The organism is Bacteroides sp., assembly GCF_029057325.1.
Taxonomy (GTDB): domain Bacteria; phylum Bacteroidota; class Bacteroidia; order Bacteroidales; family Bacteroidaceae; genus Bacteroides.
Map to the genome: position 1 here is coordinate 1 of NZ_JAICZW010000035.1, position 15,508 is coordinate 15,508.

Below are 15,508 nucleotides of genomic sequence, written 5' to 3' on the forward strand. Positions count from 1 at the left end.
AGTTCTTCATGTTCAGATTGGCTACTTTGTACGCATAAAGGAAATGGATACCAACCAGAAATATCCGCTGACCCCATTTTTGGACTGAAAATCCTTTTTTTTAATCTATAAAATGAAAAGTCCTAAAAAGGAAAGAGAAACTAATCATTTAAGAATGAATGAATTAGCTTCTCTTTTTTGTTGTGATTCCGTTGCGATTCGAACGCAAGACCCACGCCTTAGAAGGGCGTTGCTCTATCCAGCTGAGCTACGGAACCATCCTTAATTGCGGTGCAAAGGTACGCTTTTTTGTGAACATAGCAAATTTTTCGTGTAAAAAATATCATGTAGGCAGAGAAAAAATATATGGTAAGGAGTATCTGCCTCAAGTTTGTCATCCTCCTTACGCTACAATCCTAATGGTAATCCGCTGATATACCAACAGATAAATAATGTTGTCCAAGTTATTAGTATCGCCAATGAATATCTCCAAGTATATTTCAATAGCGACCCATACGTGGAATCTTTATCATATTGTTGCATATACGTCAGCACAAGAGGAAGGTAGAATAAAAATGGAGTAATGGCATTGGTGGCACTATCACCGATGCGGAAGGCGCATTGAACCATATCCGGTGAAATTCCCTTGTCCGCCAATACCGGAATAAATATGAAAGACATAAATGCCCATTTGGCTGTAGCTGATGTTATTATGAGATTAACCAATGCCGTGAATAAGATAAATAATATCAATATCCACAAACTATTCAAACCTACAACCGAAAGCATGTTCGCTCCCATAATGGCAATACATTTGTCCAAATGTGAATACTCAAAACAAGCAAACATCTGTGAGGCAAAGAATGCTATCACAAAATATGCACCAAGCAATTGCATCGGTTGTGTCAGTCCTTCTATGACATCGCTGTCCGTACGATAGCGGCCGGATGCAAATCCATATACCATTCCCATCAATCCTATACCCAAAGAGAGCAGGAACAAAATGCCGACAATAAATGGAGAATGAATTAATCCGCCGTTGGCACTACGCAGTATTCCCTTGGAAGAAAAGGTTGTCCATAGAACAACAGCCATGTACAATGCCCCTACAATAAATGCACCAATCATCGCACGCCGTTCTTTTCGGGATAATTGTTTATATCCGATGAAACGGACATCGCCTTTGTATTTGCCCAAACGAGGTAAGAGTCTTCTACGGGTAATAAAGTAAATGATAAATGCAAGCAGAAACGTTGACATAAACAGAAAATAGTAATTGCACAAAGGACCTGCTTGTCCCGGATAGATATTTGACGCATCAGCCACTTCCTGCGTAGTTGTAGCAATCATCGGATCTAACGTGCTCAAAAACAGATTGGCACTATAGCCGCAAGACACAGAAACATACGCGGTGACAATTCCACCAATAGGATGAAGCCCGGCGAATTGAAACAACATAGCGGCTATAGGCAACAGCATAATGTATCCTGCATCTCCTACGACATTGGATAGCAACCCCGAAATGATTATCCCGAGAATAATACGTCCGGCATTTTGCTTGTTTCGGACTCTTTTACGAATGCAGGCATCAATGAAACCCGAATGTTGCGCTACGCCTATACCGAACATTGCCACAATCACCAGTCCCAATGGCGCAAATCCTGTAAAATTGCTTACCACATGGCGCAACAACCAACGTATGCCTTCCGGACTTAACAAGCTTTGTACACATATCTCTTCTCCGGTTTGCGGTTGCAGCACACTCAGCCCATAGACATCAAATATCCACGACAGAACGATGACTGCCAGCGTCAGTAGAAAGAACATCGTGGCCGGATGTGGCATACGAAGTTTATTCATCATCGGCTTCTAAGTTATCAATGTTCAAGATTCGAAGTTCCAATGCACGTACTACCAAACGGGTGGCATTCACCCCTGTCTTCTCAGCAGGTTGGAAAAGGCGTCCTATCAAATCGTTCTGACGTTTCTCCAAAGACTTGACTCCAAATGGCATTCCTTTCAGGTTAGCAATCATCTCTTTTGTATAACCCAATGCCAAATGGCGAAGAAAACGTTCGTCGTATTCATCAATGTCATAACTGATGATGGCTTCTTGGCGTTTGGCATCGTTCCATACGGATTTCTTGAAACGCTCCACAATCTTCTCCAGTATAGGATAATTGAAGACCAGTTTCTTACCATCCATTACCGCTTGTACATCGGTTTTGGTAAGCAGTTCTCCGGTTTTCAGAATAATACCGTCGGCACCGGCGTCAAGTACGTCAACCCACAACTTCTCGTTTAGAATTTCTCCGGTGAATATCAGGACATGCACTCCCGGATAGCGCTTGAATATGTTGCGGCAAATATCCACTCCTATGGTGGTTGATCCTCCTAACCCCAAATCCAATAAAACAAGGTCGGGAACTCCGGCTTCCATCAACGTCCAAAACTCCTGTTCGGTCATAGCTGTTCCGATAATCTCCGCATCAGGAATCTCGTGCCGGAAAATCTCTTCTGTACCTTTCAATTCCAATTTGACATCTTCAACGATGATAACTTTAAATTTCTTGTCTTCCATATTCATTTTTTCGGTAGTGTAAAATATATAGTAAAACCTCCTTCCGTTCCTGGTTCTGCATTAATACGGCATCCCCGGCGTCCGGCAAATTCGTCGTGGTCACGAATAATCTGTTTGCAAACCAAGTATTCCGTTCCACGTAGTTCTCCTCTTTCACCTGCCGCCATACGTGACAGATGTGGATAAAACAATTGATTCAATTCCTCCTCTGATTTCTCTCTGCGCATATCCGTGAACGAGAAACGTACAAATGCACCGTTTTCCTCTACTTTCAGAATCACATCTCCCGCTTGAGAAACGGAAAGAACTTCATCTATCAGATTCTCAAACAAAATGCATAACAGATTCTTGTCTCCTATAATCCGACAGTCTATGGTCTGCACCCTGAAATCAATAGGAGCCTTGTTCTTTTTCCTGAAATATTTCTCGGCTGCATCGGTTAGTTCGGGTACAGCGATAACGGTGCGTCGGAAAACGACTTCTTCCAATTGGCGGGAAGCGCACGAGCTAAGTATCGTAAAGATGCCCTTATAATACTCTATCAATTCGCTGATAGCGATAATCTTTTCCTGTTCTTCGGCTTCATCCAATTGTTCCGATCGCAACCTGCCTATTAGTTGTTTTATCCTGTTCGGATAATAAATCGTCTCGTGTTTGATGGTAGAAAGGCAATTATCCAACACCATGTTTTGCACGTGCAGCAAACTGTCTTCCCACGAAGCACGTAGTGCCTCATCCCGTGCTATCTCGATATCACGATATTTAGTGGCAAGTTTCACCACCGCGTTGAATACGACAATGGCGATATAGCGTGCTATCAGTTCCAGCAGCAGATGGTCCGTCTCTTGTTCCGTGCTTACTCTGCGTTCCAAGCATAGCACACCAATGCATCGGCAAGTCCCTCCGACATCAGCCGCCAGTGGCAACGCTTGCATACCGCCCTCCGACAGATACACTTGTTCTTCAAAACACTGCTTCACCAATGCTTTCCGCACACTGTTTTCTTCAAGTGCACCATTTTCCATCGGATTGGAAGTATATTCCAACTGACGGGTTGTCTCATTATAAATGGCAATGGAAAGCCTGTCAATACTAAGAAGTTCGTTTACTGCATCAAAAGCCTGGTTCACAATTTGCAACGGTATCTCCTTCAAACTATATTCTTCCTGTTGTAGCGCTTCTTCCATTTCCACAACAGGTGTCAGAGATGCTGTGAATACTTTCTCGTTTATCTCCAACACTTGTTCCAGATTCCAACGGTTGACCAGCCGCTTGCGGAAATATAGAATATAGTATCCTAACAACAGAGCGAGCAATAAGACACAAGTCAATAGAATGCCAACCAATTTGTTATTGGTGGAACGCTCTAACTGCCGGCAATACTCTTCCAATGATTGGTCTTCTCCTAATAGCTTGTACAAAGTCGTGTAGGCCGTATTATTATAACTATAATCTTCCCATTGCTTCAATGCGAGGAATGAAATGGCTGCTTCATTCCTGATATCCAATACCACATGAAAGTCCGAGTTAAACATTTGGTTCCACCAGTCCAGCTCTGCCGGTGTTCCGTCTCCCGCTAGTGTCATATACCGATGCGGAAGGGGCGCATATTGTTCGTAATGCCTGTTCAGGCAGTACATGGCCGAATCTACATATTGTAAGGCCATCTCATACTCTTCGTCCACATTGCAATAGTAGGCTTCGTTGGCATAGTCGGAGGCTATATCCAATAACCGTTCATATTCATTCTGTTCTGCCATTGTCAAAGAGTCCGGTACAACGTCTGCAATATCATTGTTTTTCACTTGATGACACGAAGAGAGCCCTAAAGTCAAGCACAGGTATAAAACCGACATCATTTTCCCCATACCAATTGGCAAACGGAAATAGAAACGACTTCCTTTGCCCAATGTACTTTCCACATTGAACAGGCAGACCCTGAACAAGTCATTTGTCTTGCGATATTTCTCAATGATGCCTTTGCAGTTCATCAGGCCGAAACCACTCCCTTTGTTTTTCCTCAATTCATCTTTATCAGAAATGTCATTCATTCCGATAGCTCTCGAGTCATATACCTTTTCGCCTACAATATGTGCCACATCCTCTGCCGACAATCCGCATCCGTTGTCCTCTACCGAGATTTCCACGTAGGTTTCTTTCTGCCTCGCATAGATCTTCACGGTTCCTCCTTGTGGGGTATATTTGCGCGCGTTCTCCGCCAGTGTATTTATCATAAACAATGTCAATGCCCTGTCTGCTTTTATCCGGACATCCGTAGGTTGTACCTCTAATTGTTGTTGTTTCATTTCAAAGGCGCGGTTACCTTTTCTTATCAAGTCGAATAGTTCGTTCAGTTCAAAGGTCTCGATATTCAGACTGAGCGTTCCTTGTTTCATTTTAATCCACAGAGCGAGAATATCGTTATATTCATTGATGGCTGTCACCAGTTCATCAATGTACTGGTACTTTTCCGTTTTTATCCGTTCATCATTAATAAATCCCTTCCGTGTCAGTTTGTGTACTTCGTTGATAATACGGTCTATATAGGGATGAATGCCATTTACAATAGATATACATGTCTTTTTTATCAGATTTTGTCGTTTGTTGTCGGCAATGTGTCGTTCGTGAATATAGCGTTGCTTTTCCAGTCTGCGCCGTTCGTCCCCCAAAGAAATTGAAGTTGTGCCATTGTCAAGCGCCCATTGGATATAGGGAGTTATCACATTCACCATAGTCGATTCGTCCTTTCCCATCCGATGAGGTAGGAGTAATTGCCCGTTTTCGATTCGAATTCCTCTAACTCCGAAAAGCTCTTCCAATTTGGGGCATACCGCTTCCTGAATGGCATTTACAATCTCACTTTCGGTTTGTGCATCGGTTGGAATCGAACTTGTAATCGTCTGGCAGACATCCAATATCAGTTGCAGTCGATGAAGATTCGTCTTGTTTCGTTGTTTTGAGCGCTGATTGAAAAGCCAAAAGAAGATAAATAGAAGCACAAAACCGAAGCCTACCAATGAGAGTAACAGATTCAGTTGTTCCGATTCCTTTTCCAATGCCTGATAACGGCTTTCCAACTCCTTGTCCTGGCGGGTATCTTCCAGAATATCCAGATAGATGTTCCGGTTGTAGTCCGATTCTTCTTTTCTTCCAAGCCCCGCATACGATACGCTCAGTTGTTCACGAATGCGGGAAATCCATTCGGGCACAGTCTTCAATTTATGTTCCATCCATACTTTCTCCGCACAAATCATATCTCGTCGGTCGAATGTTTTCAGCCAATCGAGGCTGTCGTGACAATTATAGAAATAACGATGATGATCGTTTACACATTCTAAAGCCTGTTTCAATGTATCCAATGCCACCGAATAGTTGCCATGCGCATTCAGGTATTTCCCAATGGAAACGTATGCTCCTGCAATCTGATATAAATCATTGTATTGACGGAACTTCTGCAAAGCCAATTGCCCCAATCTCATCGGAAGCAGGGAATCTACCGGTACACCAAACTGTGTCAGCACGTGCGGACGGTGATCTCGAAAAAACTCATAATTATCTGGTGAAACCATCAGATTGGCAAGTCCCTGCACCCCATTTCCTTCAAAATAGTGATACCCCTTTTTTGACGCCAATCGCCAAGTGGTGTAAAGTTCGTCAAATTCACGCAATCTGCGTTCATCCGCAGTCTCTCCTTCACACAATGCGGCAGATCCTTTTATATAATGATAATAAAGCAACTGGTTGGTGTCGGTCGATAGTTCGCGGTTCTCCATCGCTTGTCGGATAGAGACCATCGCTTCCGGACGTTGCTGCAAATAATAATAGTAAACGGCAGACACAATATGAAACTCCGAATGGGCATAGCTCAAGCGCATCCGTTCGTGTTTATCCGTAAAAAGGTTGTCATCCTCCGCTATCCTCTTGATGCGGCGCAAGGCACTGTTGCGATAATCGTAGAACTCCTTGTTCAAAGCAGTCCGCTGGTAAATCTTCATCAGCCCGATATCCGCAATGAGCAGTTCCAGTTCATTCTTTGTCAACGAATAGACAGTGGTATGGTACTTTTCCGCCTGCTCAAAATCCATGCGCATAAAAGCGCAGAACCCTAAATTGTTATACGCTTCGGCATACCCCTGCTTATACAGACTGACCTCCTGGCTGGCTCTCAGTGCGGCATAGTAAGAAGAATCCAAGTCTTTATAACGATAAGCGTATGCCATTTGATTAAGGGAATCGACCAGACGCATTTCCTTCATAGGTGCCGTGCCTACGCACGAAACCATTGTAATCCCAAAGTATAGCACCCAACAAAGCCATATCACAAAAAATCGTTTCATAAAGCAAAGCTACAAATAATTCTGTGAAAGAAAAATATTTTTTCTACAATAACTATTGCTTTATGTAACGGGAATTTCATACCTTTGCCTACAAATTAACAAAATAGGTAACATCTATTATACAAATGAGCGAAAAAGCACCTTTTATGGTATTCTCTGGAACAAATTCGAGATACCTTGCAGAAAAAATCTGCGCTAGCCTTAATTGTCCTTTGGGAAAGATGAACATCACCCATTTTGCCGATGGTGAGTTCGCTGTATCTTACGAAGAGTCCATTCGTGGCTCGCATGTATTTCTGGTTCAATCAACCTTCCCTAATTCTGACAATCTGATGGAACTTCTGCTGATGGTTGATGCTGCTAAAAGGGCATCGGCAAAAAGCATTGTAGCCGTTATCCCTTACTTCGGTTGGGCACGTCAGGACAGAAAAGATAAGCCTCGTGTATCCATCGGTGCAAAACTGGTGGCTGACCTGCTTTCCGTGGCCGGTATTGACCGTTTGATTACAATGGATCTTCACGCTGACCAAATCCAAGGTTTCTTCAATATTCCGGTGGATCATTTATATGCTTCAACAGTATTCCTCCCCTATATTGAATCCTTGAATTTGCCCGATTTGGTAATTGCTACTCCTGACGTGGGCGGTTCAAAGCGTGCCAGCACATTCTCTAAATATTTAGGGGTACCATTGGTATTGTGCAACAAAACTCGTGAAAAGGCAAATGTCGTTGCCACGATGCAGATTATTGGTGATGTAAAAGACAAGAATGTAGTATTGGTGGACGATATCGTAGATACAGCCGGTACAATAACCAAGGCAGCCAACGTTATGTTGGAAGGCGGTGCGAAGTCTGTTCGTGCCATTGCCAGCCATTGTGTAATGTCCGACCCCGCTTCTTTCCGTGTACAAGAGTCCGCATTGGTCGAAATGGTGTTTACCGACAGCATTCCTTATTCCAAGAAATGTGATAAGGTGAAACAACTTAGCATTGCCGATATGTTTGCTGAAACCATCCGGAGAGTGATGAACAACGAATCAATCAGCTCGCAATACATTATCTAAATGTAAAGTTTAGAAAGTAGGTATAAAAAGAATAAAGGCTGCGCAGTTCATTCAAACGAACCTTGCGTAGCCTTTATTCTTTTTATTCTCTGAGGGACACGGTTTTTACTCGTAGATGTGTCAAAACATGCATTTCGCTTTCTTTTAGGCACGGAATTACACGGATTTACACGGTTTTCTTCTTGATTAATCCGTGAAATTCCGTGTAATCCGTGCCTAAAATCTATCATTATGTCGGTCCCTTTTCGTTTTTGACACACCTCCACCCCCTTTTAACTCCTAATTTCGTTCAATGAGAAAGTTGTGTCTGAGGAATATTCCGTATAATTTTCTTTGAACTTGTGTTTTTTAGTGTAGGGTAGGACCCCACAAAAAAACAGACATTTATTCTGTGTTCTTACCTTGTGCTTTCCACTTTCGCGGGTCAGCGGATATTTCGGGAGAGTAAGAAGAATTGTCGCAAAGTGATAATCGAATCTCTCTGTAGATTTTAATATTTTGCAATTCCGGTACACGGCTTTTTCATTTACGGTCGGCTGATAACTCCTTTTAACTCCTCTCACTCTCTTAAATGAGCCGTTCACTTTCTGTCAGGCAAAAATGTGAGGTGTTGGTAAACACGTGTTCCGTTATGTTTTGAAGTGATCTTGCATACTTCGGAAATTTCCCGGCTTATCCGAACAACAATGTGAAGCAACTTCCTTTTCCCACGACAGACTGCACTGTGATGTTCCCGCCGTGCCGGTTCATTACCTGTTTGCATAGACTGAGTCCGATACCCGAACCGGAAGGTTTGGTGGTGAAGAAGGGGACAAAAATCTTGTCTTGTACTTCCGGCAGGATGCCATCGCCGTTGTCGCTGACGGTGATAAGGCATTGCCAGGAGAAGACGGGCTGCATCTTCACTTCTATCCGGGGAGAGGCCTTCTTACCGCAAGCCTCTTTGGCGTTCTTGAGCAGGTTAATCAGCACCTGTTCTATCTGCGACCGGTCTATCTGGAGCGTGCGGTCGGTTTCGGGAAGTTCGATGTGGATGTACGTTTCGGGGAAAAGTTTCTGCAAGTCTTGCAACAGCTCGCGGACGGAGACCGGACGGCGGACGGGGGCGGGGAGTCTGGTCAGTTTCCGGTAGTTCTCCACAAATTCCAGCAAGCCCTTGCTGCGCCGATGGATGGCCTGCATGCCTTGTCGCAGCACGGGATAATTCTTTTCGTTGAGTTCCCGTTCGCTCAGAGTTTCGGAAAGGGAGATGATGGGAGTGATGGAGTTCATGATTTCGTGGGTCAGCACCCGTATCAGCTTTTGCCAGGCTTCCATCTCGTTGCGCTCCAGGATGCGGGTACGGAAGTTCTTCATCGCTTCGGAAAGTTCGTCCACCATCTCCTCCATCGAGCGGTTCTTGTAGGGAGAACGGAAGGAGAGCATCATGTCGTCGTAGCGCAGGCTTTCGGCAAGGTGGCGCATCATGCGCACCTGCATCATTTGCAGGCGGTACAGGTGGATGGCTATTGCCAGCCATATCAGGAAAGACATCCCGGCGCTGAACCACAACTCTGCTTTTGCCAGCAGGTAGATGCCGACCGAGAGCAAGGCGATGCCGATGATGTGCAGCGCCACAATCCATGAATACCGTCTCATAAGCCTAATTTTTCAAGTTTCCGATAAAGGGCGAAGCGGGTGATGCCTAAGTATTCGGCGGCACGGGTCACGTTACCTTCGCTGAGCCGCATGGCGCGTTCCACCGCCTGCCGTTCCAGCTGTTCCAGGTTGAGGACTTCCGTCTCTTCCTTCTTCGGACGGGAAGCCGAAGTATGGAACACGAAGTTCTCCGGTCGGAGCATGGCGCCGTCACCCAATATCACGGCCCGTTCCATGGTGTGCTGCAACTCGCGCACATTGCCCGGCCAGGCATATTTCAGCAGTTTCTGTTTCACCTCACGGGTCAGTCCGCGCATCTCCTTCTGGTACTTGCGGGCATAGCGTTGCAGGAAGTGCTCGGCAAGCAGCAGGATGTCGTTTCCGCGTTCTCGTAGGGGAGGGATGTGGAGTTCGATGGTATTGATGCGGTAGAGCAGGTCTTGGCGGAAAGCTCCTTCGTCCACCAGCCGGCGGATGTCGGCATTGGTGGCGCAGATGAGCCGTACATCAATGGGCAAGGTTTGCGTACTGCCTAATCGGCTGATGCAACGTTTTTCGATAGCGGTCAGCAGCTTTGCCTGCATGGGTAGGGAGAGGTTGCCTATCTCGTCCAGAAACAGCGTGCCACCGGTTGCTACCTCCATGCGTCCCGCCTTTGCTTTCCGTGCGTCGGTGAAGGCACCTTTTTCGTAGCCGAACAATTCGCTTTCAAACAATTGTTCGGGGATGCTGCCCAAATCTATCGTGACAAAGGGTTTGCCATAACGGGGCGAATTGCGGTAGAGCAGGTGGGCAATGACGTCTTTCCCGGTTCCATTTTCACCCAATATAAGGATGTTAGCATCCGTGTCGCGCAACTTCTCTACGGTGGAGAAGACTTGCTGCATGACGGGAGAATCGCCTATGATTCTCTCTTCAGAACCTCCTGCCGTGGCGTTGCTTAACACCTCCACCTGTTCTTTCAGCAGGCTGATTTCTGTCTGTGAACGGCGTAGCTTCATGCCGGAAGAGAGGGTGGCAAGCAGTTTCTCTTTCTCCCACGGTTTGGGGATGAAGTCTGTGGCACCCGCCTTGATGGCACGCACTGCCTTGTCCGTGTCTGCGTAGGCAGTCATGAAGATGACTACTGCCTGCGGGTCGATGGTTAGAATCTGTTTCAGGCTGTCGAAGCCTTCCTGCCCGCTGATGGCATCACGGCTGAAATTCATATCCAGCAGAATGATGTCCGGCTGAAAGGTGTTCATGAAGTACTCGATGCGTTCGGGGGTCACGGCTACCTTCACCTTCTCGGCGTATGGTTCGAGAAGGAGATTCAAGGCGAAGAGGACATCTTCGTTGTCATCTACGATTAAAATTTTGCCTAATTGTTCCATTTATATATAATGTATATTCCACTTATATTTAGATTCACTGATGTAACGATTCAGTTCCCTACCCAATGAAATTCGACTTTTTGTAGGGATGTACTTTGATACATCCGCATTCATTTACATGTTGGTTGCCGACATTTTGGCTGCACCGAGGTGCAGCCCTACATTGATTAGGCATATACCATTCGGGGGACAAAGATACACATAATATTCATGTATTGTGTGTGCACTATCGCACTATTTTCGTGCGATAGTGCACGCAATAGTAATGCTTTGCTATTTTATAAATCATTGTGATATAAATGCTTGCATCTTTGGCACGGTATTTGATTCTTCTACAATAAAGAAAACGAACTATGCAACGGAATATACTTTTATTATGGATTGCCTTCCACTTGCTGCCGGATGCCTTCGCACAAGAACAGACGCTGGAACTGACCTTGGGAGAAACCATCGAGCAGGCACGCCGCCAGTCGCCCGACGCGCAGAACGCTCGCCACAGCCTCCGTTCCGCCTATTGGAACTACAAGTATTATTGTGCCAACTACCTGCCCACGCTTACGCTGACCTCCAACCCTTATCTGGATCGTGCCATCAACAAGGTGACACAGAGCGACGGCAACGTCAAGTTTGTAGAGCAGAACCTATTGAGCACCGACCTCACCCTGAGCCTGACCCAAAACGTGCCCTGGACCGGAGGAACCTTCTTCGTAGAAACTGCCGCGCAGCGACTCGACCTCTTCAGTAGCGACACCTATTCCTGGCAGACCTCGCCCATCAACGTCGGCTACCGCCAATCCCTGTTCGGCTACAACAGCCTGAAGTGGGACCGCCGCATCGAGCCTATCCGCTACCGCGAAGCCAAAAAGACGTATGTGGAGACCCTGGAGCTGGTGGCCGCCCGTGCCACGGAGAAGTTTTTCAGCCTGGCCAAAGCACAAAGCAACTACGAGACCGCCAATGCCAACTATGCCAATGCCGACACCTTATATATATATGCGCAAGGACGCTACAACATCGGCACCATCAGCGAGAACGAGATGTTGCAACTGGAGCTGAACAAGCTGACCGAAGAGACCAACTGCATGAACGCCCGTATCGAGGTGGAGAACTGCATGCAGGAGCTTCGCTCTTACCTCGGCATCCAGGAAGACCTGCTGCTACAGGTGAAGATAGATAGTGAAGTGCCCGACCTGCACATCGACCTGGGCACCGCCTTGATGCTGGCCAACGAAAACAGCCCGGAGATTCAGAACATGCTACGCCGCAAAATGGAGAGCGAGAGTGCCGTGGCACGCGCCAAGGCCAATGCCGGACTAAAGGCGGACATCTACCTGCGCTTCGGCCTGACGCAGACGGCCGACAAGCTGAAAGATGCCTACCGCGACCCGTTGGAACAGCAGTACGTCAGCCTGGGTATCACCCTCCCCATCCTGGACTGGGGACGCGGCAGGGGACAGGTGCGCGTGGCACGCTCCAACCGCGACCTTGTACATACACAGGTGGAGCAGGACAAGACGGACTTCGACCTGAACGTGCGCAAGCTCGTCAAGCAGTTCAACCTGCAAGCGCAGCGCGTCAGCATCGCCGCACGCACGGACAACACCGCCCAGCGCCGTGCTGAAGTGGCGCGCAAGCTCTATCTGCTCGGGAAGTCGTCCATACTCGACTTGAACGCCTCTGTCACCGAGAAGGATGCCGCCCGGCGGAACTACATCTCGGCCTTGCACAACTTCTGGAGCCTGTACTACACACTGAGAAGTATCACGCTGTATGACTTCGAGAAGCGCATCACCTTGACGGAAGACTTGGAAAACGTGATTAACAACAAGGATATGCTGCATGAGGCGCCCCAACTCCGTACCTCAACGCAGGAAAGAACGTACCTTAAAGAGGAATCATCCTAATTGATTTATAAAATCAGTCCCACTGATAATAGAAATCAGTCAGACTGATTTATGGAATCAGTCTGATTGATTCTATACTAAGATGCCTTCTTAACCTGATAAACACGAAACATCAACCCAATCAAGCCTATACATCATGGATATTAAAATAGAAAAGAAACCCTGGTACATCCGTTACCGCTACTACCTGGCAGCAGGCGTAGCCTTCCTCGCCTTCCTGATTTATGTCATCACCCTTTCGCTCGGCCCCAGCAAGCTGCGCGTCGAGCAGGACAACATCCAGATAGCCGAAGTGAAAAAAGGCAAGTTCATGGAGTATGTAGATGTGGAGGGGCTGATTCAGCCCATCCTGACCATCAAGATCAATGCCCGTGAAGCCGGAAGCGTGGACCGCATCATCGGGGAGGAGGGAAGCCTGCTACGGCAGGGAGACACCATCCTCGTGCTGGAGAACCCCGACCTGCTGCGCAGCATCGAGGACCAGCGCGACGACTGGGAGAAACAGCTCATCACCTACCGCGAAAAGGAGATTGAGATGGAGCAGAAGAGCCTGAACCTGCAACAGCAGGCCTTGCAGACCGATTACGACCTCGACCGCCTGCGCAAGAGCTTCGCCCTGGACCAAGAGGAGTACCGCATGGGCATCAAGAGCAAAGCGCAGCTCGAAGTCTCCGAAGACGAATATAATTATAAGGTAAAGAATGCCCGTCTTCAGCGCGAAAGCCTCCGGCACGACTCTGCCGTCACCATCATCCGCAAAGACCTCCTCAGGAACGACCGCGAAAGGGAGCGGAAGAAGTACGAACGTGCCTGCGAACGTCTGGGCAATCTGGTAGTGAAGGCTCCCGTCGCCGGGCAACTCAGCTTCGTCCGGGTGACTCCGGGTCAGCAGGTCTCTTCCGGCGAAAGCATCGCGGAAATCAAAGTGCTGGACCAGTACAAGGTACACACTGCCCTGAGTGAATACTACATCGACCGCATCACCACGGGGCTGCCGGCCACCATCCTTTATCAGGGAAAGAAGTATCCGCTGCGCATCACGAAAGTGGTTCCCGAGGTGAAGGACCGCACGTTTGATGTGGACCTCGTCTTTACCGGCGACATGCCCGACAATGTGCGTGTGGGCAAGAGCTTCCGGGTGCAGATAGAGCTGGGACAACCGGAGGAGGCGCTTGTCATTCCGCGCGGCAACTTCTACCAGAATACCGGCGGCCAGTGGATTTACAAGCTGAATGACTCGAAGACCAAAGCCGTGCGCGTGCCGCTCGCCATCGGTCGCCAGAATCCGCAACAATACGAGGTGACGGAAGGTTTGCAGCCCGGAGATTGGGTAATTACGACGGGATATGATACCTTTGGGGAGGCGGAAAAGCTGATATTGAAATAAAATAGAAATACCATGAAGCAAATAGTTTTAGCCATAGGCACCTTGCTGAAGTTCAAGGCATATACCCTGATCAATATCTTGGGGCTTGCCTTGAGCCTTGCCTGCGTGTTCACCATTGCCCGATACATCCATCAGGAAAACACGGTGAACCGTTGTTTTCCCGAGTACGATCGCATCTGTATGGTGAAAGTCTTTGCCAGCAATGGCGAACACTTCATGGGAGGCTACCAATCGGGATTGGAAGAAGACCCTGCTGTGGAACAATATACGGCGATTTACCAGCAGTCGGATATGGCACTCCTGTTCGGCAAGCAGGAGATTCGGACGACTGCCTTTTCCGTGGACAGCACCTTCTTCAAACTCTTTCCCTACAAGGTGATTGCCGGAAGCGGAAAGATTGTCCGCCCAAGGGATGTCATCATCACCCGTTCCTTTTGGGAAAAGCGGCTGGGAGGAAGAAACGTCATAGGTGCCACCTTCCAAAACTCCAATCGGAAGAAATTTACCATTGTAGGCATTGTGGATGACCCGGCTACCAAGACTTCGTGGAATCCGGAACTGTTCATGTCGGACGAATTGGACGAATTCCTTTTCTACCAGCCTATCTACGCTCTGCTGATGACACCGGGCATGGACATCAGGCGACTGAACGAGAAGTATTTCCAAGAACGTCCTCGCAGCAAATGGAGCACTTACGAGAAGGTGCGCTATCAATACTTGCCGCTGAAAGAGTGGTACTACGACAGCGACCACGGCTCCAACAGCCATAACTACCGGTATGGCAGCAAGAGCTACATACGGGTGTTGCTGGCAGTGGCATTCTTGGTGGGCATCATTGGGCTGCTGAATTTCATCAACATCTATACGGTCATCATGTCCAAGCGCTCTCGCGAGTTTGGCGTGAAGAAAGTGTTCGGTGCAGGCAAGCGTGACATCTTCCTGCAAATCTATGTCGAGAACGTCTTGCTGACAGGCTTTGCGCTGTTTCTTTGCTGGACGTTCATCGAAATTAGCAAAACGTTCTTCTTCAATGAACTCTACATCCCCATCGCGACGGATTCGAGGTTCGACAGGAAAGTGTCTGCTGTTGTACTCGGGGGACTTCCGCTGCTGACAACGCTCTATCCGTTCCTGCGTTACAGCTATGGCAATCCGGTCAATTCCATCCGCGAACTGGCATCCTCACGCTTCTCCACACGGTCGCGTCTGACGCTGCTCTGCTTCCAATATGCCGTCACTATATTC

Annotated in this window: 9 protein-coding genes and 1 tRNA gene; 4 read left to right on the forward strand and 6 right to left on the reverse strand. The window is 47.5% G+C overall.

Annotation, left to right across the window (positions count from 1 at the left end; translation table 11 throughout):
• Positions 1-183 precede the first annotated feature (183 nt).
• From K2G43_RS02300 to K2G43_RS02315, 4 genes are all read right to left on the reverse strand, one after another.
• Positions 184-257, reverse strand: a tRNA-Arg gene (locus tag K2G43_RS02300).
• A gap of 130 nt (positions 258-387) precedes the next feature.
• Positions 388-1,842 (reverse strand): AbgT family transporter, encoded by a 1,455-nt coding sequence (locus K2G43_RS02305; protein ID WP_297642883.1) that lies wholly within the window; start codon positions 1,840-1,842, stop codon positions 388-390.
• Complete coding sequence (locus tag K2G43_RS02310; RefSeq protein ID WP_297642881.1) at positions 1,832-2,560, reverse strand: DUF5932 domain-containing protein; 729 nt, start codon at positions 2,558-2,560, stop codon at positions 1,832-1,834. Before K2G43_RS02310 ends, K2G43_RS02305 begins: the two co-directional genes overlap by 11 nt.
• Before the next feature lie 2 nt (positions 2,561-2,562).
• Positions 2,563-6,843 carry a DUF5113 domain-containing protein gene (locus tag K2G43_RS02315; protein ID WP_300152869.1) on the reverse strand — a complete coding sequence of 1,427 codons (4,281 nt, stop codon included), beginning with the start codon at positions 6,841-6,843 and terminating at the stop codon, positions 2,563-2,565.
• 179 nt (positions 6,844-7,022) lie between these two features.
• Between K2G43_RS02315 and K2G43_RS02320 the strand changes: the two genes are divergently transcribed.
• A complete protein-coding gene (locus K2G43_RS02320) occupies positions 7,023-7,961 on the forward strand; it encodes a ribose-phosphate pyrophosphokinase (protein WP_297642879.1) in 939 nt (312 codons plus the stop codon).
• A gap of 672 nt (positions 7,962-8,633) precedes the next feature.
• Here the strand turns inward: K2G43_RS02320 and K2G43_RS02325 are convergent.
• On the reverse strand, positions 8,634-9,599 hold the full coding sequence (locus K2G43_RS02325; protein ID WP_300152865.1) for a HAMP domain-containing sensor histidine kinase: 966 nt from the start codon (positions 9,597-9,599) through the stop codon (positions 8,634-8,636).
• Complete coding sequence (locus K2G43_RS02330) at positions 9,596-10,972, reverse strand: sigma-54 dependent transcriptional regulator (RefSeq protein ID WP_297642877.1); 1,377 nt, start codon at positions 10,970-10,972, stop codon at positions 9,596-9,598. Before K2G43_RS02330 ends, K2G43_RS02325 begins: the two co-directional genes overlap by 4 nt.
• A gap of 353 nt (positions 10,973-11,325) precedes the next feature.
• Here K2G43_RS02330 and K2G43_RS02335 point away from each other — a divergent pair, with 353 nt between their 5' ends.
• From K2G43_RS02335 to K2G43_RS02345, 3 genes are all read left to right on the forward strand, one after another.
• The gene (locus tag K2G43_RS02335; RefSeq protein WP_300152866.1) at positions 11,326-12,876 is read left to right on the forward strand and encodes a TolC family protein; all 1,551 of its coding nucleotides are present in this window, start codon (positions 11,326-11,328) and stop codon (positions 12,874-12,876) included.
• Positions 12,877-13,012: 136 nt separating this feature from the next.
• Positions 13,013-14,263 carry an HlyD family efflux transporter periplasmic adaptor subunit gene (locus K2G43_RS02340; protein WP_300152867.1) on the forward strand — a complete coding sequence of 417 codons (1,251 nt, stop codon included), beginning with the start codon at positions 13,013-13,015 and terminating at the stop codon, positions 14,261-14,263.
• Between the two features lie 12 nt (positions 14,264-14,275).
• The coding region (locus K2G43_RS02345) for an ABC transporter permease (RefSeq protein WP_300152868.1) at positions 14,276-15,508 on the forward strand (1,233 nt) is incomplete at its 3' end.

What these genes read in the sequence shown, in the direction of transcription:
- K2G43_RS02305 (WP_297642883.1), bottom strand. Translation starts at nt 1,842, where the DNA reads ATGATGAATAAACTTCGTATGCCACATCCGGCCACGATGTTCTTTCTA.
- K2G43_RS02310 (WP_297642881.1), bottom strand. Translation starts at nt 2,560, where the DNA reads ATGGAAGACAAGAAATTTAAAGTTATCATCGTTGAAGATGTCAAATTG.
- K2G43_RS02315 (WP_300152869.1), bottom strand. Translation starts at nt 6,843, where the DNA reads ATGGTTTCGTGCGTAGGCACGGCACCTATGAAGGAAATGCGTCTGGTC.
- K2G43_RS02320 (WP_297642879.1), top strand. Translation starts at nt 7,023, where the DNA reads ATGAGCGAAAAAGCACCTTTTATGGTATTCTCTGGAACAAATTCGAGA.
- K2G43_RS02325 (WP_300152865.1), bottom strand. Translation starts at nt 9,599, where the DNA reads ATGAGACGGTATTCATGGATTGTGGCGCTGCACATCATCGGCATCGCC.
- K2G43_RS02330 (WP_297642877.1), bottom strand. Translation starts at nt 10,972, where the DNA reads ATGGAACAATTAGGCAAAATTTTAATCGTAGATGACAACGAAGATGTC.
- K2G43_RS02335 (WP_300152866.1), top strand. Translation starts at nt 11,326, where the DNA reads ATGCAACGGAATATACTTTTATTATGGATTGCCTTCCACTTGCTGCCG.
- K2G43_RS02340 (WP_300152867.1), top strand. Translation starts at nt 13,013, where the DNA reads ATGGATATTAAAATAGAAAAGAAACCCTGGTACATCCGTTACCGCTAC.